Below are 23,545 nucleotides of genomic sequence, written 5' to 3'. Positions count from 1 at the left end.
ACTTTACTTGAGTTATTCCCCTTTATTTATACGCTACATTTCATAGACAAACTGTCAAACGTAATTTAGCTCCAACTAAGACTTGGCACAGTCTTTACAAATTCCAGTGATAACACAATTAACTCTTTTAACTACATAATCATTTGATAATGAAAAATGTACAGGTTCTGGTAAACATTCTATAGTTTCACATTTTTCGCAGCGAAAATGAAAATGGTGCAGAGGTTTTAGGTGCTCATCACATTTTATACAAACCGCAAAATATTGTCTTCCATCATCTGCAACAATCCTGTGCAAAACACCATCGTCACAATAACGATTTAAAACCCGGTAAATCGTCGCTCTATTAATATCAATACCTATTTTCTTTTCAATAGCACCTTGACTCATTGCTTTACCCGATGATTGTAAAACGGAGAGTACTGCTTCTTTTGTAGCCGTATTTCTTCTTTTCATTATAAAAAATATTTATTGCGACAATATTGCAATAATACAAAACATCCCTATATTTGCAAAATATATTATTGCGACAATGTTGCGTTAAAATGCACTAATGACTAGAAGAGAAGCATTAAAACAAGGAGGTATAGTTGCTTTAGCAATGGCACTTCCAATTTCAATAACTAGTTTTAAAAAATATAATGACATGAATACTACAAAAAATTTCGAAGTAATAATAATAGGAGGAAGCTATTCGGGTTTATCGGCAGCTATGGCGCTTGGGCGCTCATTGCGTAATGTCCTAATTATTGATAGTGGCTTGCCCTGTAACCGACAAACACCGCACTCACATAATTTTATAACTCAAGATGGAGCAACACCACACGAAATTTCGCAAAAAGCAAAATCTCAAGTTTTAAAATATGATACCGTAAACTTTATTGAAGACAAAGCAGTTAAAGCAAAAAAAACAGGCAATACTTTTCATGTTCTCACGGCATCTGGAAAAGAATTTGAAGCCAAAAAGTTGATTTTTGCCACTGGAATTAAAGATATCATGCCATCAATTAAAGGACTTCAGGATTGTTGGGGTATTTCAGTAGTTCATTGCCCGTATTGCCACGGATACGAAATAAAAAACAAAAAAACAGGAATCATTGCTAATGGAGAGTTGGCATTTCACTTAGCTCCCATGGTTAAAAACCTTACCAATAGCCTTACCATCTTAACTTCTGGAAAAGCAGATTTTAGTCCAGAACAAATTTCAAAACTCAAAAAAAACAACATCGAAATCATTGAAAAGGAAATTTTAGAAATAGAGCATTTAAATGGCCATATCAAAAATGTCGTTTTCGATGATAATAGTAAAGAACCTTTTGAGGCAACTTATGCAGCGCTTCCATTTAAACAGCACTCCGATATACCTGAATTGCTAGGTTGTGAACTAAATGAACAAGGATATATACAAGTAGATATGATGCATAAAACAACCGTAGAAGGTGTATTTGCGTGCGGAGATAACTGCACAAGACTACGTTCTGTAGCCAATGCTGTAGCATCAGGAAATATGGTTGGTGCAATAATTAATATGGAATTATCAAACGAACAGTTTTAGGTAGCTATTAAAATTATGATTGAAGTATTTAATTCAGATATAAAAAGACATGCTCAAACAAAAATAGAGTCAAAGCTTTTAAAAAAATATTTTTTGGATTGAAAATCGATTTTCACGCCAAAGACAAAATAAAGACTAAATTTTTAATTCTATATAGTGTATCATTTAAAAGCATTTTGAGTTCTACAAAAATGCGCTTCACCCCTGCCATGATTTGTCATAAGCGTATTCTAAATTTGTGGTATAATAACAATAAAAACCTCTTAAAACAATGAACAGACACATTATTCACAAATTTTACGTAATCGGTATTTCTACAAGAACCACTAATGAAAATGGACAATCTGCTGTAGATATTGAAGCCTTGTGGACCAAATTTTGGAACGAAGACATTCAAAAACAAATTCCGAACAAGGTCAATGATAATATTTACGCCGTGTATACAGATTATGAAACCGATTTTACAGGTCCATATACCACAATTATTGGATTGTCTGTAAGTTCGTTAGAAAATATTCCCGAAGGTTTTGTAGGAATAACAATTGAAGATGCAGCATACCAAAAATTTGTTTCAAAAGGTAAAATGCCAGAAGCCGTTGTTAATACCTGGATGGGAATATGGCAAAATAAAACCCTGAACCAGAACCGGGCTTATAAGGCAGACTTCACGATTCACGGAAAAAAGTATTATGATGGAGACCAAGCCGAGGTCGAAACGTTTATATCGGTAAAGGAATAAATAACAATTAACAAGGTTGGTTGGGAATTAGTTTAGTGTAAAGTCTAATCTTTAACTAGTGTAAACGATGCCTGCCCTTAACATATATCTAAAGATTTGATAAGGGTATTTATTGTCTACAAAACAGAGTATTTTCAGCAAGTTTCACGGAATACAGGGTAAATACCAAAATAGACATAGCATATTTTTACGAAATATCTAATTGTTTAGAATAACACAATATAGATTCATGGAAAGATAAGACTTAAAAGGTTATTTAACTCATAACTATTTTTGAAGTATAAACCCCATAATACGAAAACACATGAACAAAACAGATCAGTCAAATATTTCTGAAGAGCTAGAGACCAAGTATGAAATAGAATTACCTGAACGGCTTAAACAGTTTTATGATACGCTGGAATATAAGAAATATGAAGGTTTAAATACTTATGACATACCTACCCATTATGACAATGAAAATAAAAAGCACCTGGTCAAATTCAATAATAAATCATTCTTTGATAAATTTTATACTATCGGTAAAAAAATAAAAGCAGAAGACTGGGAGGGCATGTTTCCATTGTGTCCGTTGCCCAAAGATCAATTTTTAACGGTTAAAGATCAAATGCCTGAATATCCAGTATATGTAAGAAGTGACGGTGAGTTTAAGCTTTATAGAGAATCATTCGATGAATTTATAGAAAAGCTTTTGCCCAAAGGCGAAAAGACCCCTATACTAATCCTTATATCTAAATTCAAGAAAGTTGATCAACTATTTTCAGAAGAGAAATACCAAGAGATTATTAACCTGCTAATGCCAATAACAAATCAATTAAGACTGGGGCGCCATACGACATATACAAAATCTGTAGTTAGAGGACTTAATTACATAGGAGTAGCTTCTTTTAAGCTGGGGCTGTTAGATCAAGCATTTGCTTATTATGAAAAATGCAAAAAATGCTCAGTCAATGCTATATTTAGTATAAATATGCTTGACATTTGTATCCAGCAGAAAGACTTTAATAAAGCAGTAGAAGTGGCATTATGTGCTCTTAAAGAAGATTACTTGTTGCCCAATCAAGCTTTCAGGGTTCGTGAGTTTTTAGGAAAATCCTACATTGGCCTAAATGACCCCGATCGGGCTAAGGCTATATATCAAAAAATTTTAGATGAATGGTTAATTGCGGATACTAACAAGATTATTAAGGTTAGGGAAGATCTTATGAAATACATAAACGAACAAGGGTCTAATAAAACAATCGTTGAACAAATTTTGGCTTGGTTTAAACCTAAAAACCATGAAATATCAAATGGAGAAGAAGCATATAAAGAATGGTGGGATAATTTAGACAGTTTTGGGTTGTTTTGGAAAAAATATTTTAGGAAAGCAATAGCAATACCAAAAGGGCAGGAACCCACAATGCGAGATCTTTCTAAAATGTTTGAGATTGAGGAACTGGAACTTGGATTTGACGATTTAGTTACAGACCTAAGTTTATTTAAGAAATTTACTAAGCTAAAAAGATTTTGTTTTTTTGGGAAAGTAAACACCTTGAGTCACTTACAAGGGTGTGCACAGCTTGATTATCTTAGATATAATGGTCGAATTATAAAAAATTTACAACTACCCTTCGACAGCAGTGCCCTATTTGAAGCATGTGTCCAAGGGAAGGTTGATGTACTGTTAAAGGCATTGAAATCAGGTGTTTCAGCCAAAATTAAAGATGATGAAGATCACAACAGTCTATTAATTACCGCATTGAAAAACAAGCATTTGGATATGGCGTTACGTCTTATTACTTATGGTGCAGATCCATGGGCTCAGAATTTATTTGATAATGATGCCTTCTATTATTGTTATGGTGAAGACATAGAGAAAATGAAAGAACAGATAATGCAGGCAACCAAAAAAGCTGGATTGGTAAATAAACAGACGGTATTTAAAAGAGTTAAAAAGGACTGGAAATTATCGCACCCAGATTTTTTGAATCAAAAAATTGCTCGATTTGATGGTCTTACGAATGTTGATATTGCTTATAGAGACTTTATAGAAGGCATATCCCTATTGAGTACATTTCCAAAAGATGCTTACTACATGATGAGGAAACCAAAAAAATATAATAAGCTGGCTGATTGTTTTATGGATACTTTCCACATGGTGGTTTCTGAAAAAGTAAAAGATTTTCTTGATTCCAAAAAATTAAAATTTGTGGAGTATTTACCAGTAAATATCTTAAATCATAATGAAGACCAATGTGCCATCTATTATATTGTTAATATAACTAAATTGCATGATTGTATCGATTACGAAAAGTCTGAGCCCGAATACAGCCCTATTAATCCTGATGAAATAAGAGAAGTAAAACAATTAGTTATTGATGAATCGCGCTTAGATAAAGAAATACAGATGTTTCGATGTAAAAGATTTCCTTATGAATTACTATGGCGAACAGAATTTGCTGAAGAATTTCTAGCACAAGGTTTTTCGGGGGTGGTATTTAACGATCTTAAGCGATAGTATCAGCGTCATTAGTTTTACAGATGCGGGCGTATTATGTTATGCTATTAATTGTATGGTTGAAAAGCATTAGTTGGGTTTCGTTTCCTCTTGGTTATTTTATGTGTTACGTGTATTGTGTAATATTGTATATTCGAACATACACCTAGTGTTCGCTACAATAGCAGTAAATTTGTCACATAATTAAAAAGATGAAAAATAAATTCTTTACACTAACTGGAATTTTAGTTTTTTCTTCAATTTGGATAGTATTTCCTCAAATTACAAGCAAAAAAACGACAGATGATCCCGTACCAGGTTCCTGTACAATTTTTTCTGCATCTTTTGGAGACAAAGTCTTTTTTGGCAACAATGAGGATTATTACAAACCCAAAACCTATCTGTGGACCGATCCAGCTACCACCGAGAATTATGGCTGTGTCTATTTAGGGTTTAAGAACTACGCCCATCAAGGAGGCATTAATGAAAAAGGGCTTTGTTTTGACGCCAATGCGTTACCCGAATCAAAGTTAAATCCGCATTTTGAACTTGAACCTCCACCAGTTTATGAACCACCCTACGAGGATTATATAATATGGCTTCCTGTACTAATATTAAGAAAGGCTGCCACCGTTGAAGAAGCGATAGAAATTGCAGGTAAATACCAGCGAAAAAATTGGTATCCAGATTCTGGAGCGATAAGCTACCAACTAAACTTTGCCGATGCAAAAGGAGATGCCGTTGTTATTAGTGTTGACGAAAACGGAGAACTAGCGTTTACCAGAAAGAAAAAGGACGAAAACTATTTAATTTCGACTAACTATAATAAAGCAAATCCAGAAAATGCTTTGGAGTACCCTTGTCAGAGGTACAATAAAGCAGAAGAGATGCTAGAAGCCATAAGTAGTGAAAAGGAGCTGTCTGTAGATTATTTTAAATCAATTCTCGATTCGGTGCACGAAGAGGGAGTATTTAACAACACATTGTATTCAAATATTTTCGACTTAAAAAATGGTATTATTTACTTATACCATTGGCATCAATTCGATGAAGTAGCTGTGCTTAAAGTCAATGAAGAATTAGCAAAAGGGAGTATCAATATCAGGATAAAAGATTTGTTTTCTCAAGAAACTGCAAGAAATGCTTCAAGAGCCTATATCGTGTCCATTTTTCTATTATGCTTGAGTATCGTTGCCTCAACTGGAGCTATGGTTGCAGTAATACACTATATAAAAAAACGAAAACGTAAGACTAAAGTTGCTAATAATTTATAAACACTATAGATGCTATGGTGCAAAATAAAAGACTAGGCACCTCTATTCACTATTCAAAGTCAGTTTAACTCTTCAGTTATTGTATTTTATCCCTTATCAATGCGTAACAACCTCCTTTAAACGTTTTCCAAAATCAAATAGCGCCTTTATTTCTTTAACACTGGCTAAACGTTCTTTACCAAAAATCAATAATGACTCTCCATTGGATTCAATATGGTAATAAGGGTTGCTTTCAAAAAAATGAACCAGGTCATCGTTAAAAAAGGCACAGATCGCTTCTTCGTTATCACCTAATAGATAAAAGCGATTAGAGAAATCAGAATGGTTTTGAATAGGGATATCTTTAAAGCCAGCAAAGGCATAAACCTTTTCTAAAAAACCTTCTCTATCTAGAGTAAACTCAGGGATAGCACGATCTAGCTGTATATGAAGCATGGTAGATCGAACCACTTCTTTGGCTATAAATTCACCTTCTGAAAACTCAATATCAAATAAATTTATGGCATTATTTTTATACGATAATTGGTTGTAAATATGATTAATGCTTTTAGTATTAAAGAATAAAAAATGATTTAAAAAATCGACATTCCTTTGTTTTTCCGAGTTGTAGTTTAGCTCGTAATCTTCGGCCAGGCTTTCCATGCTTGTTTGGCGTCTGGTGAGGTTGTTTTTAATAATATTTGGCACAGGGAGCAATCGCCTTAAAGCAAACGGGTGTTTGGAATCTGTATCGTGCATATCCAGACCAATAACATCAAAATGACCATCACGTTTTTTAAACAGTTCCTGGTAGTTGTGCATGTTTTCCATAACGGTATGGTCTACAAAACTACACAGGGAAAAGTCAACAATAACATCTTTATCTTCGGGTACAGCGTCTAACTTATCTTTTAGCTTATAATAATTTAAAAAACTACAAAAATGTTTTACACTAACATAATAATTATCCTGGCCTCCTTCCTGGTACATTAAAACATTAGGTTTCATAACGTTTCTAACAAATAAGGAAACCGTTTTATTAATGACGATGTGTATAATTAAAGTGGTTAATACACCCGCAAGAATCCCTGTAATCAATCCTATTTTTAAGGTTATTAATAGTGTTGCAAAAAAGATGATAAGCTGTTCTTTTCCAATAGAGAATATTTTTTTAATAACGTTTGGAGATGCCAGCTTATACCCTGTATATACCAATATGGCCATTAGAGCAGGTAATGGTATTCGGGTTAATTGTGTACTAAACAAAACGATAAAAAGCACTAAAAATGTCGCGTGAAAAAAGTTAGAAGACCTGTTGCTTGCCCCATTGTTCACGTTAACAGAACTACGGGCAATAACGGTTACAACATTGAGTCCACCCAAAAGCCCACTACCCATAGTTGCCAGACCAAGTGCTTTAAGGTCTTTGTTTACGTTAGAACGTCTTTTTTCCGGGTCAAGTTTATCTACCGCCTTGATACTTAACAGGGATTCTATGCTGGCAATTAAGGTGATGGCCAGTACACTTGACCAAAAAGGAATGCTGCCAACACGGGAAAAATTAGGCAGATGCATATCTGCGATAATAGCTTGAATACTTGGAATTCCAGAAATCATATATTCTTTAGCAATAGGGTTTGCCTCATGTACTACAATCTCAAAATAGTAGCTAAAACCTATAGATAGTATAACGATCCACATAGGAGCAGGAATAAGCTGCAAATATTTGTTTCTAATTTTAGCATAAAACATCATGATTGCCAAACTTATCACACCTGCCAACGCAGCAAAGATGAGTCCTTTATTTTCATAATGTATGGCATCGTTAATGGTAAAAGGGATTTCAAACAGATAATCTAAAGTATCTTCACGTTTAATTTTATGAGCAAACATAATATGAAACTGTTTCCCCAGAATAATTAAACCAATGGCAGCTAACATACCCTGAATGGCAGACGATGGAAAAAAATCGGCTAATTTCCCCATTCTAAAAAAACCGAGTAAAAGTATGAGGAGGCCAGAACAGATAATCGCCGCATAAGCACTTTCTATCCCTAACGATGTAATTGCCACTAGAAGTACGCCAACCAAACCATTACCTGGTCCAGCAATAGTAACATGACTACCACCAAAAATAGAAACCACAATACCACCTACTACAGCAGCTATAATACCAGCAATAGGAGGGGCCTCACTGGCCATAGCGAGTCCTAAACCTAGCGGCAGGGCTATTAAACTTACAACAAAACCAGAAAATATATTTTTTGGTAATGCACTAAGAAAATCTTTTATCTTGTTTTTTCTTGGACTCATTGAAGGATTAGCACATCGGTTGGTAACTCTGTTAAAATATGTTCTATATCATGTGGGAATAAACGATCCCAAAAAGTCATTTTACTAGGCGCATTCATAACTAACAAATCGGCTCTGGAAATTTGAGCATAATGACCAATAGAATATCCCTGCTTACCAAAAATAGGTTGCAATTTGGTAACAATATTTTTGGTGTATTTTTCAGGAATATGTTCTAGAATTTCTTTAATTCTGGAGTTTTCTCTAAGCCTTATACGCTCTTTGATAATATTGGCCCTTCGCAAAGATTTATCGTCATCAACTTTTACCGAAACCTGTTCCTGTTTAATTTCTTCAACAATGGTAATTTTTTCTGCTTTAAGCTGTTTGCCAACATAAAAAGAAGCTTTAATTGTCTGTTCGGTTTTAGGGTCTTCTAAGCCATTTACGACAATGTGCTCGCATGGAACACGTTCTACTGATGGTTTAATTAATAGTAATACAGAACATTTTGCTTTACGGGTAATCTTTCTGGCAATAGAGCCTACATAATATTTTAAAAAACGTTCACGCTGTACAGCTCCAAGAATTAAGAGATCTATATTTTTTTCTTCGGTAGTAGATAGAATAACATCTACTGGATTTCCAGGCTTGTATACAACTTCATAATCTAGGTTGTCTTTTTCAAAAGGTTTTAAAAAAATTTTAAGCATTTTTACTTTGTCATCAGAAACCTCACCAACATGAATTAAAAACAGTTTAGACTTAAAGAAAAGAGAGAGCCTCGCTGCCTCATGAAGGTTTGCTTTTAAATTAGGCGAGAAGGCGGCGCCGATACCAATACTTTTAAATGGTTGTAAAGACACTTTAGTTGTTTAGATTACAAGAGCAGAAAGATAGTATTTTTTTTAAAACGTTAAACAGCCATAGCTAAAAACAATTATTGATTTTTGTGTTTATTGATTTTAACCATTGGAAACTAATAAAATATAATATAATCATCTGTTTTACTTAAATTAGTATTTTATATAGATTTTAAAATATGTTAGAATTAGCAGGAATCATTATTTTGGGAATATTGGCACAGTGGTTTGCTTGGAAATTTAAAATTCCAGCCATTTTACCCCTCATTCTTATAGGGTTGTTGGTTGGTCCAATTGCCGCCGAATTTTTAAGTGATGATGGCTCTAAATGGATCGAACCTATTTGGAATGGAAAGCAAGGTTTGTTTCCAGGAGAAGGTCTGTTTTATTTTGTGTCTCTGGCTATTAGCATTATTCTTTTTGAAGGTGGGCTTACATTAAAACGTTCTGAAATAAAAAATGTAGGTCCAGTTATTACCAAACTCATAACATTGGGTTCGGCCGTTACTTTTTTTGGTGCCGGGATTTTGGCGCGTTTCATTTTCGAATTAAGTTGGGAGTTGTCATTTTTGTTTTCGGGACTTATAATTGTTACAGGCCCAACAGTGATTACACCTATTTTAAGAAACATCCCTCTTAAAAAGGATATTTCAACCGTATTGAAATGGGAAGGTATTTTAATTGATCCCATAGGTGCCTTGGTTGCTGTATTGGTATTCGAATTTATTAGTGTAGAGGGCGACAGTGGTTTTACTAAAACAGCCTTGGTTGAGTTTGGAAAAATCCTTCTTTTTGGTATAACCTTCGGTTTTACCTTTGCTCATGCTCTGGCCTTTGCGATTAATAAAAAGCTAATTCCACACTATTTATTAAATGTGGTGTCGCTTTCTACAGTATTATTGGTTTTTGTCGAGTCGGAAGTTTTTGCACACGAATCGGGTTTATTGGCAGTTGTTGTTATGGGGATGGTTTTAGGAAACGGTAAATTGGAAAATATAAAAGAACTCCTCTATTTTAAGGAATCTCTAAGTGTTTTATTAATTTCAATTCTTTTTATTTTACTGGCAGCAAACATTAATATTGAAGATTTAATGCTGCTGTATAGTTGGAAGACAGCATTGCTTTTTGCAGCCGTTGTTTTTATTATAAGACCTTTAGCCGTATTTCTAAGCACCTCAAAATCTAAATTAAAAACCAACGAAAAGCTATTTATTAGCTGGGTTGGTCCCCGTGGGATCGTTGCTGCTGGAATTGCATCTCTTTTTGGGAGCAAGCTTATGAAACAAGGCGTTGAAGGTGCCGAATATATCACCCCTTTAGTATTTATGATTGTTCTTGGAACCGTTTTGTTGAACGCAACGACCGCGAGAATATTCGCTAAAGTTGTTGGTGTTTTTCTAAAAAAATCGGAAGGCATTTTAATATTGGGGGCCTCACAAGTTTCCAGACTAATAGGGCAATATTTGGTAGAGAACCAAAGACATGTTGTTTTAATTGATAGCAACCAAACGAACATTCAAACAGCTCAGGAATTAGGACTTGAAGCCATAAATACAGATGTTTATTCTGAGAGCTTAGGCGATAATATCGAGCTTAGCGATATTGGGTTTTTAATGGCACTAACTGGTAGTGCAGACATTAACGAATATGCTATTGATAAATTTGGAAAACAATTTGGAGAGAATGGCTCATTTAGATTGATAACAGCCGAAGAAGTTGATGACCCTAACAACAATCCGAAGGAAGGCTTGTTTTCTCATACAGACGATTTTAACACGCTTACCGAAGTAGCTCGCAAATACCCTGAAATTCATGAAGTTGAAATTAGTGATAGAGCACATTATGAAGACCTCATTGAAGCAACAGGTAAAGCGCATGAAACTATACCCTTGTTTGTTAAAGATAAAAAAGGTGTTTTAGAAATCATATCTTCGTATAATAAAGCTATCGAAAGGGTTGAAAAGGGGTATAAACTTGTGTATTTGGGAAAACCTTTAAAACAAAAATAGGCTATCTAAAATGTCAAAACGAGCGCAGTTGATATTTTTCGACTGCGCTCGGATGAACAGTTTAGAGGCTTTAATAGCCTCCTTATTTCTAATTTCGTCCCTAAGCCATGATGTGAAGCTCGGTAAACTCTTTGTTTAGAACTAAGGTATTATCTCCATTAAGTTTGATATCCTCAAAGAGGATTTCTTCGTTATCCACCTGAACTTTAGAAATTTTAAAAGGCAAGCCATGAAGGCTTAATTTAAACGTTTTATAGGTGGTTATAAACTTACCGGATTTGTGTTGCTGAATGATTAACTCATTATCCTTGCCTAACAGTTTAAAGTCCCTTAAACTGTATCGGCCTTTGATATAGTCGTAACCATCCGTAGCATCTTCATAAACCAAAGAATTTTCCTTGCCTAATTTGTAGTATACATCCAGTAATAACTCATCAATAACTTTCTCTCCTACGTATTGTTGTATGGGGTATTTAGGAATAATAGCGCCTTCTTTAACAAATATAGGCATGCTATCCAAGTCTGCATCCACCCATAATTCCTGACCTCCACTCACTATTTCATCTGTCCAGAAGTTATACCATTTTCCTCTAGGAATGTACATACGTCTTCCTTTTTGATTAGGACCCGTTACTGGGCAAGCCAATATTTTTTCTCCAAAAATAAACTCATCATTTCTATAGTGTGTTTGAGAATCTTCTTGATCATATAACACAAGCGATTTCAAAATTGGAATACCTTCTTCGGCATATCTCCAAAAAGCAGTATATAGATACGGAAGTAATTGATATCTTATTTCAATAAACTTTCTAACCACATTGGTTACGGTGTCACCAAAAGCCCATGGTTCTTGATCTCCGTGGTCTCCAGAAGAGTGTGTTCTACAAAATGGATGGAAAATTCCTAACTGAATCCAACGCGCATATAATTCACCATTTGGCTGTTCGGCAAATCCGCCAATATCAGATCCTATAAACGAGAACCCAGACATACACATACGCTGCGCTTGTAGGTTTGCGATATTTAAATGATCCCATGTTGCGACATTGTCACCAGTCCAGCTTGATGTATAACGCTGGGTACCAGAATAAGCAGCTCTTGTAATAACAAAAGGCCTTTTCGGGTAAGCGAATTTTTTTAACCCTTGGTAAGTGGCACGTGCCATTTGCATACCGTAAACGTTATGTGCTTTTTTATGGCTACAAGGGTTTCCATCATAATCGTGGCGTACATCTGGAGGGAATGTTTTACCAGGAACGTCCATCACGGCAGGCTCGTTCATATCGTTCCAAACACCTTTTACACCAATGTCTTCAATAAGCTCTTTAAATAATCCAGCCCACCATTCTCTTACTTCTGGTCTGGTGAAATCTGGGAAATAGCATTCCCCAGGCCATACTTTACCTTTCATATAAGGGCCATCGGCGCGTTTACAGAAATAATCTTTTTCAAGACCTTCTTTAAACACCGAGTAATCCATATCTATTTTAATCCCTGGATCTATAATAACAATGGTTTTAAAACCATCATCTGCCAATTCCTTAACCATTCTTTTAGGATCTGGAAAATGCTCTTTGCTCCAGGTAAAACATCTAAAACCTTCCATATAATCGATGTCTAAATAAATCGCATCACATGGAATTTGTAATTCTCTAAACTTAGCGGTAATTTCTTTTACATTCGATTCAGGATAATAACTCCATTTACATTGGTGATAACCTAAAGTCCAAAGCGCTGGTAGCTGATGAGGTTTTCCTGTTAAATCTGTATAGTTTACAACAACATCAGACATTTTTGGACCGTAAATAAAATAGTAATTCATTTCGCCTCCTTGAGCCCAAAAACTTGTTATGTTACGGCGTTCATTACAAAAATCGAAAAACGAACGGAAAGTATTGTCAAAAAATATCCCGTAAGATTTTTTATTGTGCAAGCCTGTATAAAAAGGAATTGTTTTATAAATAGGATCGGTATCTCTACCATAGGCATAAGAATCTGTTACCCAATTCTCAAAACGTTTTCCTTTAAGGTTATTATCTACAGGCTTATCCCCTAAACCGTAGTAACTTTCACCAGGTTGAGCTGTTTTGGACATTTTAACAATATCGCCACCGTGTTCATAACTTTCTTCCCAGTGGAAACCAAGTTCGTCTTCGCAGATTAAGGTATTGTCTTTAGCATCAAAAATAGAAGCTCGTAAGTCTAATTTTGAAATATGGCAAATAAGTTTTGTTGTTGTTATAATGTAGTTATCGTCATTTTCTGTAACTTCAAGATGGTTGTAACCTCTACTTGCATATTTTGTTATGGCATAAGAGAAATCATTTTCAAAAATACCTGTGGTGGTAAATCTAAATCGTAGAATACTGTCACGACGTACAGTCACTTCCAATATAACACCATTTTCTGTTGTGAATGAGAGAACGTTTAGGTTTTTTTCGTACGAAACTATTTTAGAAGGAAATAGGTTTCCTTTATATTCTAATTCAGTATTTAAAATCATAAGAGTGTGCGCAATTTATTAAATGCCGAAATTACTAAATTTAGCAGGCATTTGTGGTCTGTTTTTATTAAAAAAACATTAAGATTATTTCATAAAACACAAATAATCAGTAAGATAATTAAGGAAATCTCAAATAAGCAATTATTTAAATTGAAACACAACCATACCTAAAGGAGGGAGTGTTATTTCAACCGAAAAATCTCTACCGTTCCAGGGATCTTTTTTCGCCGCAATTTGTTTTTTATTTATAACGCCACTTCCTCCAAAGTCTTTGGCATCACTATTGAAAATTTCTTTGATTTTTGATTTTATAGGAACTCCAATTTTATAGTTTTCCCTAATAGTTGGTGTTAAATTACAAACTACAATAACATTATATTTGGAGTCATAACCCTTTCTTATATAAGACAAGACACAGTTTTCATGGTCATCATAACTAATCCACTCAAACCCTTCGCCACTAAACCCTTTTTCATATAAAGCAGGGGTTGTTTTATAGAGTTTATTTAATGCTTTGTAATAATTTTGAAGGTTTTTATGTGGCTCGAATTCCAATAGATTCCAATCTAGGCTTTTTTGGAAATCCCACTCGTTATATTGTCCAAATTCACCACCCATAAACAGTAGTTTGGTTCCTGGGTGTGTAAACATATAGCCATATAACAAACGAAGGTTTGCAAAGCGTTGCCATTCATCACCAGGCATTCTTCCTAAAATGGAATTTTTGCCATAAACAACTTCATCGTGAGACAGTGGTAACATAAAGTTTTCGGTGAAGGCATAAGCTAAACTAAATGTGATGTCATTTTGATGGTATTTACGGTGAATGGGGTCTTTGCCAAAATACTCTAATGTATCATGCATCCAACCCATCATCCATTTCATTCCGAAGCCCAACCCACCAGAAAAAACAGGTTTGGAAACCATAGGAAATGCCGTAGATTCTTCTGCAATGGTTTGAACATCTGGGAAGGATCTATAAACTTCTTTATTTAATTCTTTTAAAAAGCTTATTACAGCAAGATTTTCCCTGCCACCATACATATTTGGTTCCCACTCGCCTTCTTCTCGGGAGTAATCTAAAAACAACATAGATGCAACGGCATCAACACGCAATCCATCAGCATGAAATTGTTCCATCCAAAAAATAGCATTACTTATCAGGAAAGCTCTCACTTCATTACGTTCGTAATTAAAAATAAGACTTTTCCAATCTTGATGATACCCTTTTCTTCTATCTGGGTGTTCATACAAGTGTGAGCCATCAAAAAAGCCAAGACCATGTGCATCTTCAGGGAAGTGGGATGGTACCCAGTCTAGAATAATACCAATATCATTTTGATGGAGTTTGTCAACCAAATACTTGAATTCTTCAGGGTAGCCAAAACGTGATGTTGGTGCAAAATACCCTGTTAATTGATAGCCCCAGGAAGGATCATAGGGGTGTTCCATAACAGGCATGAGTTCTACATGTGTAAAATTCATTTCTTTTACATAGTTTACCAAATTATCGGCTAATTCAAAATAAGATAGGAATCGATCTTCTTCTAAATGTTTTTTCCAAGATCCTAAATGGACTTCGTAAACAGAAAAAGGCGCATCGATAGCATTGTGTTTTTTGCGCTTTTTCATCCAATCCTCATCTTTCCAGCGATAGTTATCGTGCCATACTATGGATGCTGTTTTTGGCGGATGTTCGCAACGCCTTGCATAGGGGTCGGCTTTTTCGGTGGTTATACTACCATTATAACTTTCAATATGATATTTATAAACGGTGCCTTTTCCAATTAAAGGGATAAAGCCTTCCCAGATACCACTGGAGTCCCAGCGAACATTTAATTGATGATCTCCTGCTTTCCAATAATTAAAATCGCCAATAACAGATACCGATTTGGCACTAGGGGCCCAAACAGAAAAATAAGTACCCTCAATACCATCAATAATGGTTAAGTGCGATCCAAATTTTTCATAAAGGCGATAATGTGTTCCAGATTTAAAAAGATAGATGTCTAGCTCTGTAAATAGACTATAGGGTTTTACTTGTGCCATATATTATATTACGAAACCATTAGGGATTATGGCTCCTTTTTTAATTACTACAATACCATCTTTAACAGCGTAAGAATCTGTTTCGATAGGTTCTAAGTGTAAGCCACCATTAATTCTTACGTCATCACCGATACAACAATTTTTGTCTAGGATGGCATTTTTTATAAAGCAACGTGCTCCAATGCCTATTGAGTTTATCTTGGGGTTTGTAATGTCTTCTAGTGTTTGGTAATGATCGCTACCCATCATATAGGTATTTATTACGGTTGATTCGTCTCCAATTCTGGAACGAATACCGATGACCGATTTTTCAATTTTTGCCGCGCTAATTATACAACCTTCTGCCACGACGGTTTTGTTAAGTGTTGTTCCAGATACTTTTGTTGTAGGAAGCATTCTGGCCCTGGTATAAATACGTTTGGATTTATCGTATAAATCGAAATCTGGAATATCTGCCGTTAAACCAATATTGGCTTCAAAGAAGGAGTCTATATTTCCTATATCTGTCCAATACCCTTCATATTGATAACTTAAAGTTTTGTATTTATCAACACTTTGAGGAATAATTTCTTTACCAAAATCGATGGTGCTCGTGTCGTCCATTAATTTTATTAATAGGTCTCTATTAAAAATATAAATCCCCATAGATGCTAAATAATTTCGACCCGCTCCTTTCATTTCATCACTTACTTCGGAGGTCCATTCTGGTAACAAACTGGCATCTGGTTTTTCGATAAATGAGGTTATCACATTTTTATCATTGGCTTTCAAAATACCAAAAGAGGTTGCGTCTTTGGCATTCACAGGGATCGTAGCAATAGATATTTTCGCTTTGCTCTTGATATGTGCATCAATCATTAATTCATAATCCATCTGGTATAATTGATCTCCGGAAAGAATTAATACATAATCGAATTCATGCCTTACAAAATGATGCATACTTTGCCGAACCGCATCTGCAGTACCTTGAAACCAACCTTTGTTGCCAGGTGTTTGCTCTGCAGCCAATACATCAACAAAAGCAGAACTAAAAAAACTAAAGTGATAGGTGTTTTTTATATGACGATTTAGTGAAGCCGAATTGAATTGTGTTAAAACGAACATACGTTTTATGTTTGAATTAATACAATTTGAAATGGGAATATCTACTAATCTATATTTTCCCGCAATAGGAACGGCTGGTTTAGACCTCGTTTCTGTTAATGGATATAATCTTGAACCTTGACCGCCGCCTAATATAATGGCTAGAACTTTATCGTTAATCATATTTTTGTTATTAGTTTAATTAGTTAAATAGATTTGTATAATTTAATATATGCATTTGCAGACGCATCCCAGGAGTGGTTAATTCCCATAATTTGTTTACTTAGTTTTTTATAAATGCTGTTATTTTTATAAAGATCAACTCCTCTATCAATAGCGTTTGTGATGTCTGAAACCGTTACGTGCGGATGACAAATGCCAAACCCGTTATTTTCTGAAATATCTATCACAGTATCTTTAAGGCCACCAATGCTCCTTACTATGGGTATGGTACCATATCTTAATGCGTACATCTGGTTAAGACCACAAGGTTCTACCCGCGATGGCATAAGTAAAAAGTCTGCGCCAGCATAAATAACATGCGACAAGGCTTCATCATACCCTATAAAAGCATTATAGGAGCCTTTATAGTCGTTTTTAAGCGCTTCTAGCTGGGTTTCTGTCTCATCATGTCCAGAGCCCAATAATAAGATGGAGGCGTCTCCCTTTTCAAGGATGTTTTTAAATGTTTCAGGAAACAGATCAGATCCTTTTTCTCCCACCAATCGACCAATAAAAGCGAAGAGTGGTTTTTTAAAATCTAAATTAAAGGTATCACATAAATGTTTTTTGTTTGCTTTTTTTCCAGAAACGACTGTTTTATCAGTGTAATTAGAGACAAGGTAGTTATCGGTTTCTGGGTTCCATACGTTCCAGTCGATACCATTAAGAATCCCAGAGCATTTTGCGCTTTCGTGATTTAGCAGGTCTTCTAGTCCGTTGGCAGATTTTTTTAATTCTTCCATGTAGCTAGGGGATACCGTGGTAACCCTCCAGGCACATTTTATTGCTGCTGCTAATGGATTTATACTACTGCCCCAATCTAAAAGCCCCACATTATCAAAATTAAAAGGTGGAATGAGGTTTACTTTATTATGGGGGAACCAGCCTTGGTATTGTGCGTTATGTATGGTTAAAATATTTGGTATCTTTCTGAAAGACTTATATTTAAAACTTTCTTGTAGCATGAATGGTATAAGCCCTGTATGGTGGTCGTGGCAGTGTATATAATCGGGAAATGTTTCCCAGGTTAGCATCCAGTCTAAAGCGGCTATTTGAAAGGCTAAGAATCGCTCGGTATCATCATTAGAGTATACATATTCTTTGAACAGAAGTTCGGGAACATCGACAAAAAAGATCTCAAAGTCTAAAAGGGCTTTTTTTAGTGTTAATATTTTAAAAGGGAATGATGCGTCTCCTAAATTTAATTCAGACTCATAAATGGTGTTAAATGCGTGAGCCTTAGTAAACTTGTTATCATAAAAAGGCATGATAACCTGAGATGAAACTGTGGCACTATTTTGATATTTTGGTAAGGCGCCAACAACATCTGCCAACCCGCCTACTTTGGCTACTGGATAGCATTCTGCGCTTATGTGTACTACGTTCATATTTAATTTTGCTATCTCATAAACTTACAAAATTATTGTCTAAAATTTTTGACAGATTTTATTTTTAAGGAAAATAATGCATATACGAGATTAATTAAGATTATTAATAACAAAAATTGAAAAAAGGGTACAAATACTTTCAATTTTTCAATGAATCCATTTAAGCTTTTTGCGCTTAAGCGAAAATCGAACATTTTTTGACCATTTGAAGCCTTTTTTTAAGTTGCATAGCAGAGCTATGAAAGAAGAAAAGACAAAAAATGGGTGGAAGAGGATTATTTTTAGCAAATGGAAAAAGTTTAAATGGGTTCATTAATAAAAGAAGAAATCTTAGAAAATTAATTAGTATCGTTGCGGATAAAAAATCGTTAATGGGGTTAAAGATAAATTCTATATTTGTTTTCGCTATTATAAAAACGATTCTTTAATATGTTTAAAAGTATTGTCCCTCTCATATACCTTCTTCTTTTTTGTTCAAGCTTTTGTGCACAAACCAATTCCTTTAAAAAACAACTTGATAGTATACAAGAATTAAGGCTTTTATCTAAAAATAGTAAATTGGATATAGAAACTAGGATACGATATGCCGAAAGGGCTAGTGAGTTGTCTTCTGAAACAGAGGTTGATTCGATTATTTTAAATTCGGATGGTAACTTTGCTTGTGTTTATTTAGAAAATGAAAAGTATTTTCGACAGTCTATAAGCTTAAATCATAAAAATTTAAAATTAGCCATAAAGCTCAATGACTCAATGAGTCTGGCACATATATATAATCATTTAGGGTATATTTATCAAACTTTTGAGATAATGAATGATAGTGCTTATTATTATTATAACAAATCTTTAAGGGTTTATCAAAAATGCAAGACTTTAAAAAGAGATAAAGATAAGCTTAGCCAAGCTAAAATATATGGAAGTATTGCTTTAATGCAGAGAAATGAATATGATTATATAGGTGGTCAATCCAATATAATAAGAGCAATTAATTTAACACTTGCTATGCCAAAAACAAAGGAAAGCCTTGATGAGTTGTACACATTATATAATATTTTAGGACTGATTTCTGTAGGTCTCGAAGAGTATGATGAAGCTTTAAATTATTATGAAAAAGCTCTTAGTATTAATGATGAATTTCTAGTAGATTATTTTGTAAATACATTGCACACTAAAATCAATATAGCTGAACTTTATAGAAAAAGAGGAGATTATGACGAAGCATTGGCGGTTTATAATGGATTACTCAAAGATATTACTATAAATGACAAAGACCCTGCTTCTTATGGTGCTATATTGAACAATTTGGCTTATACCATGTTTTTGGCTAAACACAAGGAAGAGTATAAAATAGATTCTTTATTTACTAAGGCGTATAAAATTTTTAATGATTTAGATTTGCAGTATGAAACTTCTACTGCTGGTAATGATATGGCGGAGTTTTATTATGAAACGAACCAAAAAGCCAAAGCCTTATATTATGTAGAATGTTCTTATAAAACTGGATTAGATATTAAAGAATTTAAAGAAGTCTTACGGTCTTTAAAAATGCTTTCAAAGCTAAAAGAAGGTGATTCTGGAAAGGCCTATTTATATGAATATATAAGATTAAAGGATAGTTTTGTTGATAGCGAACGAGCCAACAGAAACAAATTTGCCCGAATACAATTCGAAACCGACCAATATATAAAAGAAACCGAGCGTTTAAATACCCAGAACATTTTAATTTCTGTTATAGGCGGGGTACTGCTATTGGTTTTAGGGCTTTTGTATTTTATAAAGGTGCAACGCTCAAAAAATAAAGCCCTGAGGTTTAGTAGTGAGCAAGAAAAAGCCAATCAGGAAATATACAAGTTGATGCTGCAACAGCAAACCAAACAAGAGGAAGGACGCTTACAAGAGCGGCATAGAATAGCGGAAGATTTACATGATAGTGTCTTAGGCAGGTTGTTTGGTACAAGGATGGCCATGGGCTTTTTAGATCTAAAAGGAGGTAAAACCACTTTAAATGAGTACAAGAGCCATATAGAAAATTTGCAGGATATAGAAAGGGAAGTAAGAGATATATCGCATGCGCTTAAAAATGATGAAAAACTATCAAAAACGAGCTTAGAATCTATTATAGAACAACATATTGACAACCAAAGCGTTATAGGTGGTTTTAAGTACGAGATTAAAAAGGAGACCCCTTTAAATTTTGAGTTGTTAAGTGAGGGGGGCAGAGTAGAAATTTACCGTATTATTCAAGAAGCGATTCAAAATATTATAAAGCATGCCCAATCGGATTATATGCTTGTTTCTTATGCTTTAAGGGATACTGTTTTAGAAATCAAGATAATAGATCATGGCATAGGGTTTGATGCCCATAAAAATTATAAAGGTATCGGCCTAAAGAATATCGCATCTAGAGTGGCTAAACTTCGAGGTCATTATCAAATAACCTCAAACCCGAATAAAGGAACTGAATTAACTATAAATATACCATTTAAAAGCGTTTAAAACATATGAACATATTGATTGTAGAAGATCATCCATTAATTAGTGACGCCTATGAAAATGCCTTGAAGCAGGTAAGTTCTAATCATACAGGTTTAGAGTTTAACATAGATAAGGTTACTAATTGCGATGATGCTTATTTTAAAATAAAAAATACTTCAAAACCCCAAACGATCGATATGGTTTTTTTAGATATTAAACTACCACCGTCTCAGGATGGGAAAATTATTTCGGGAGAAGATCTAGGTGTTAAAATAAGGTTGCTTTTACCAAACACCAAGATCGTTATAGTAACCACGTATAACGATAACTATAGAATGAATAGTATTTTTAAAAGCGTAGACCCCGATGGGTTTTTAATAAAAAATGACTTAAGTCCCAATGAGCTTATTTTGGCTATTGAAAGTGTTATACAAGGCGATCCTTATTATAGTAAATCTGTCATTAAATTAATGCGAAAACAAAGTTCTAATAATTTAATGGTAGATGCTATTGATAGAAAGCTATTGTACGAGTTGTCCCGTGGTACAAAGATGAATGAATTGCCAGAAATCATACCACTTTCTAAAGCTGCTATAGAAAGAAGAAAGCGCCTATTAAAAGAAATTTTTAACGTTAATAATAAAAGCGACAGGGCATTGCTCGAAGTCGCAGAACAGAAAGGCTTTATTTAGTCATTCAGTTTTAAAACAGCCATAAAAGCCTCTTGCGGAATTTCTACATTACCCACCTGACGCATACGCTTTTTTCCTTTTTTCTGTTTTTCAAGAAGCTTACGTTTACGAGAAATATCTCCCCCATAACATTTAGCGGTAACATCTTTACGCAAGGCTTTCGTCGTTTCCCTGGAAATAATTTTAGCGCCAATAGCTGCTTGAATAGGAATATCGAATTGCTGGCGCGGGATAAGTTCTTTTAATTTCTCACACATCTTTTTACCTATACTTGCTGCATTATCTGCATGAATTAATGCGGAAAGCGCATCCACTGGTTGGGCGTTTAATAAAATATCGACACGAACTAATTTTGATTGCTTCATGCCTATAGGATGGTAATCAAAAGAGGCATAACCTTTGGATACTGTTTTTAAACGATCGTAAAAATCGAATACAATTTCGGCCAGCGGCATATCGAATGATAATTCAACCCGCTCGGTCGTTAAATAAGTCTGATTGGTAATCTGACCACGTTTTTCAATACAAAGCGACATGACATTACCAACAAAATCTGCCTTTGTAATAATAGTTGCTTTGATATAAGGTTCTTCAACACGATCTAAACCTGAAGGTTCTGGTAAATCGGAAGGATTATTAACAATAATAATCTGGTCTGGATATTTTTTAGTAAAAGCGTGATAGGAAACGTTAGGAACCGTCGTAATCACGGTCATATTAAACTCGCGTTCTAAACGTTCCTGAATAATTTCCATGTGTAGCATCCCTAAGAAGCCACAACGGAAACCAAAGCCTAAAGCGGCTGAGCTTTCTGGAGCAAATACTAATGATGCATCATTTAGTTGGAGTTTTTCCATCGAGGCACGAAGCTCTTCGTAATCTTCGGTATCTACAGGGTAAATACCTGCAAAAACCATAGGCTTTACATCTTCAAATCCAGCAATGGCATTGGTTGTTGGATTTTTGGCATCGGTAATCGTATCACCTACTTTTACTTCTTTAGCCTCTTTAATACCCGTAATAACATAACCAACATCACCAGCTTTTATTTCCTGTTTAGGGAGCTGCTTGAGTTTTAAAGTGCCTACTTCGTCTGCGAAATAATTTTTATCGGTGGCTATGAATTTAATGTTTTGTCCTTTTTTAATAGAGCCGTTTATCACTCTAAAATAAGTTTCTACACCACGAAACGGATTGTAAACCGAGTCAAATATTAAGGCCTGTAAGGGTTCGTCTATTTGACCCTCTGGTGCGGGAACACGTTCAATAATAGCCGCTAAGACATTATCGACTCCAAAGCCTGTTTTTCCACTGGCATGAATGACTTCTTCGGGGTCACAGCCCAAAAGGTCTACGATGTCATCAGTAACTTCTTCGGGGTTGGCACTTGGTAAGTCTACTTTATTAAGTACTGGGATAATTTCCAGATCGTTTTCTAGTGCTAAATACAGATTAGAAATGGTTTGTGCCTGAATACTTTGGGCAGCATCTACTATAAGTAAAGCACCTTCGCAAGCAGCAATAGAACGGGATACTTCATAAGAGAAATCAACGTGGCCAGGGGTATCAATTAAATTTAAAACATACTCCTCACCTTTGTAGGTATACTCCATTTGTATGGCATGCGACTTTATGGTAATACCACGTTCGCGCTCTAAATCCATGCTGTCCAGAAGCTGATCCTGCTTTTCTCTAGCGGTCACAGCGCCTGTATAATCCAACAAACGGTCTGCGAGTGTACTCTTACCGTGATCTATATGTGCAATAATGCAAAAGTTTCTAATGTGCTTCATAGTCAAAAATCTCCATAAAAAAGATTTTGCAAATATAGATGTTTTTTAAGTGAGCATGAAAAATTGAATAGATGTAATTTATATCTTCTAATTGCAGTTCAACCGAAATTGGTTTTTTCGAAACGTCTTTTAAAGTTTATTTGTGGCATAAAT

Annotated in this window: 15 protein-coding genes; 7 read left to right on the top strand and 8 right to left on the bottom strand. The window is 34.8% G+C overall.

Going from position 1 to position 23,545, the window contains the following annotated elements:
* Positions 1–75 precede the first annotated feature (75 nt).
* Entirely contained in the window at positions 76–456 is a 381-nt protein-coding gene (locus HHX25_RS15990; protein WP_169675568.1) for a Fur family transcriptional regulator, read from the bottom strand.
* A gap of 190 nt (positions 457–646) precedes the next feature.
* On the opposite strand from HHX25_RS15990, the gene HHX25_RS15985 reads away from it, so the two are divergent.
* From HHX25_RS15985 to HHX25_RS15970, 4 genes are all read left to right on the top strand, one after another.
* Positions 647–1,555 (top strand): NAD(P)/FAD-dependent oxidoreductase, encoded by a 909-nt coding sequence (locus HHX25_RS15985; protein ID WP_240964556.1) that lies wholly within the window; start codon positions 647–649, stop codon positions 1,553–1,555.
* A gap of 271 nt (positions 1,556–1,826) precedes the next feature.
* Positions 1,827–2,294: a GyrI-like domain-containing protein gene (locus HHX25_RS15980; RefSeq protein ID WP_169675564.1), complete on the top strand. Its 468-nt coding sequence runs from the start codon at positions 1,827–1,829 to the stop codon at positions 2,292–2,294.
* A gap of 304 nt (positions 2,295–2,598) precedes the next feature.
* Positions 2,599–4,794, top strand: coding sequence for an imm11 family protein (locus HHX25_RS15975; protein ID WP_169675562.1), 2,196 nt, complete (start codon positions 2,599–2,601; stop codon positions 4,792–4,794).
* A 191-nt stretch (positions 4,795–4,985) separates the two neighbouring features.
* The gene (locus HHX25_RS15970; RefSeq protein ID WP_169675560.1) at positions 4,986–6,047 is read left to right on the top strand and encodes a carcinine hydrolase/isopenicillin-N N-acyltransferase family protein; all 1,062 of its coding nucleotides are present in this window, start codon (positions 4,986–4,988) and stop codon (positions 6,045–6,047) included.
* Between the two features lie 96 nt (positions 6,048–6,143).
* Here HHX25_RS15970 and HHX25_RS15965 read toward each other — a convergent pair whose 3' ends face one another.
* Both HHX25_RS15965 and HHX25_RS15960 read right to left on the bottom strand, forming a co-directional pair.
* The gene (locus tag HHX25_RS15965) at positions 6,144–8,339 is read right to left on the bottom strand and encodes a SulP family inorganic anion transporter (RefSeq protein WP_169675558.1); all 2,196 of its coding nucleotides are present in this window, start codon (positions 8,337–8,339) and stop codon (positions 6,144–6,146) included.
* The gene (locus HHX25_RS15960) at positions 8,336–9,184 is read right to left on the bottom strand and encodes a universal stress protein (RefSeq protein WP_169675556.1); all 849 of its coding nucleotides are present in this window, start codon (positions 9,182–9,184) and stop codon (positions 8,336–8,338) included. The genes HHX25_RS15965 and HHX25_RS15960 overlap by 4 nt, the downstream gene beginning before the upstream one ends.
* 176 nt (positions 9,185–9,360) lie before the next feature.
* On the opposite strand from HHX25_RS15960, the gene HHX25_RS15955 reads away from it, so the two are divergent.
* Positions 9,361–11,190: a cation:proton antiporter gene (locus HHX25_RS15955; protein WP_169675554.1), complete on the top strand. Its 1,830-nt coding sequence runs from the start codon at positions 9,361–9,363 to the stop codon at positions 11,188–11,190.
* A gap of 100 nt (positions 11,191–11,290) precedes the next feature.
* Here the strand turns inward: HHX25_RS15955 and HHX25_RS15950 are convergent, their stop codons facing one another.
* The 4 genes from HHX25_RS15950 to HHX25_RS15935 all read right to left on the bottom strand — a co-directional run bounded on the left by HHX25_RS15950 (position 11,291) and on the right by HHX25_RS15935 (position 18,435).
* On the bottom strand, positions 11,291–13,693 hold the full coding sequence (locus HHX25_RS15950; RefSeq protein WP_169675552.1) for a glycoside hydrolase family 31 protein: 2,403 nt from the start codon (positions 13,691–13,693) through the stop codon (positions 11,291–11,293).
* Between the two features lie 141 nt (positions 13,694–13,834).
* The gene (gene glgB, locus HHX25_RS15945; protein ID WP_169675550.1) at positions 13,835–15,742 is read right to left on the bottom strand and encodes a 1,4-alpha-glucan branching protein GlgB; all 1,908 of its coding nucleotides are present in this window, start codon (positions 15,740–15,742) and stop codon (positions 13,835–13,837) included.
* Between the two features lie 3 nt (positions 15,743–15,745).
* Positions 15,746–17,008 carry a glucose-1-phosphate adenylyltransferase gene (locus HHX25_RS15940; RefSeq protein WP_169675548.1) on the bottom strand — a complete coding sequence of 421 codons (1,263 nt, stop codon included), beginning with the start codon at positions 17,006–17,008 and terminating at the stop codon, positions 15,746–15,748.
* Between the two features lie 23 nt (positions 17,009–17,031).
* A complete protein-coding gene (locus HHX25_RS15935; RefSeq protein WP_169675546.1) occupies positions 17,032–18,435 on the bottom strand; it encodes a glycogen synthase in 1,404 nt (467 codons plus the stop codon).
* A gap of 558 nt (positions 18,436–18,993) precedes the next feature.
* On the opposite strand from HHX25_RS15935, the gene HHX25_RS15930 reads away from it, so the two are divergent.
* A complete protein-coding gene (locus HHX25_RS15930; RefSeq protein ID WP_169675544.1) occupies positions 18,994–20,928 on the top strand; it encodes a tetratricopeptide repeat-containing sensor histidine kinase in 1,935 nt (644 codons plus the stop codon).
* A gap of 5 nt (positions 20,929–20,933) precedes the next feature.
* On the top strand, positions 20,934–21,599 hold the full coding sequence (locus HHX25_RS15925; protein ID WP_169675542.1) for a response regulator: 666 nt from the start codon (positions 20,934–20,936) through the stop codon (positions 21,597–21,599).
* Here HHX25_RS15925 and lepA read toward each other — a convergent pair.
* Positions 21,596–23,392 (bottom strand): translation elongation factor 4, encoded by a 1,797-nt coding sequence (gene lepA, locus HHX25_RS15920; protein WP_169675540.1) that lies wholly within the window; start codon positions 23,390–23,392, stop codon positions 21,596–21,598. The genes HHX25_RS15925 and lepA overlap by 4 nt on opposite strands.
* Positions 23,393–23,545 lie beyond the last annotated feature (153 nt).

Source organism: Flavivirga algicola (assembly GCF_012910715.1).
Taxonomy (GTDB): Bacteria; Bacteroidota; Bacteroidia; order Flavobacteriales; family Flavobacteriaceae; genus Flavivirga; species Flavivirga algicola.
This window is presented reverse-complemented; position numbering and strand designations above follow the sequence as displayed.

Excerpts from the sequence above, each read along its gene's own strand:
- HHX25_RS15990 (WP_169675568.1), bottom strand. The coding sequence starts at position 456 with ATGAAAAGAAGAAATACGGCTACAAAAGAAGCAGTACTCTCCGTTTTA.
- HHX25_RS15985 (WP_240964556.1), top strand. The coding sequence starts at position 647 with ATGAATACTACAAAAAATTTCGAAGTAATAATAATAGGAGGAAGCTAT.
- HHX25_RS15980 (WP_169675564.1), top strand. The coding sequence starts at position 1,827 with ATGAACAGACACATTATTCACAAATTTTACGTAATCGGTATTTCTACA.
- HHX25_RS15975 (WP_169675562.1), top strand. The coding sequence starts at position 2,599 with ATGAACAAAACAGATCAGTCAAATATTTCTGAAGAGCTAGAGACCAAG.
- HHX25_RS15970 (WP_169675560.1), top strand. The coding sequence starts at position 4,986 with ATGAAAAATAAATTCTTTACACTAACTGGAATTTTAGTTTTTTCTTCA.
- HHX25_RS15965 (WP_169675558.1), bottom strand. The coding sequence starts at position 8,339 with ATGAGTCCAAGAAAAAACAAGATAAAAGATTTTCTTAGTGCATTACCA.
- HHX25_RS15955 (WP_169675554.1), top strand. The coding sequence starts at position 9,361 with ATGTTAGAATTAGCAGGAATCATTATTTTGGGAATATTGGCACAGTGG.
- HHX25_RS15950 (WP_169675552.1), bottom strand. The coding sequence starts at position 13,693 with ATGATTTTAAATACTGAATTAGAATATAAAGGAAACCTATTTCCTTCT.
- glgB (WP_169675550.1), bottom strand. The coding sequence starts at position 15,742 with ATGGCACAAGTAAAACCCTATAGTCTATTTACAGAGCTAGACATCTAT.
- HHX25_RS15940 (WP_169675548.1), bottom strand. The coding sequence starts at position 17,008 with ATGATTAACGATAAAGTTCTAGCCATTATATTAGGCGGCGGTCAAGGT.
- HHX25_RS15935 (WP_169675546.1), bottom strand. The coding sequence starts at position 18,435 with ATGAACGTAGTACACATAAGCGCAGAATGCTATCCAGTAGCCAAAGTA.
- HHX25_RS15925 (WP_169675542.1), top strand. The coding sequence starts at position 20,934 with ATGAACATATTGATTGTAGAAGATCATCCATTAATTAGTGACGCCTAT.
- lepA (WP_169675540.1), bottom strand. The coding sequence starts at position 23,392 with ATGAAGCACATTAGAAACTTTTGCATTATTGCACATATAGATCACGGT.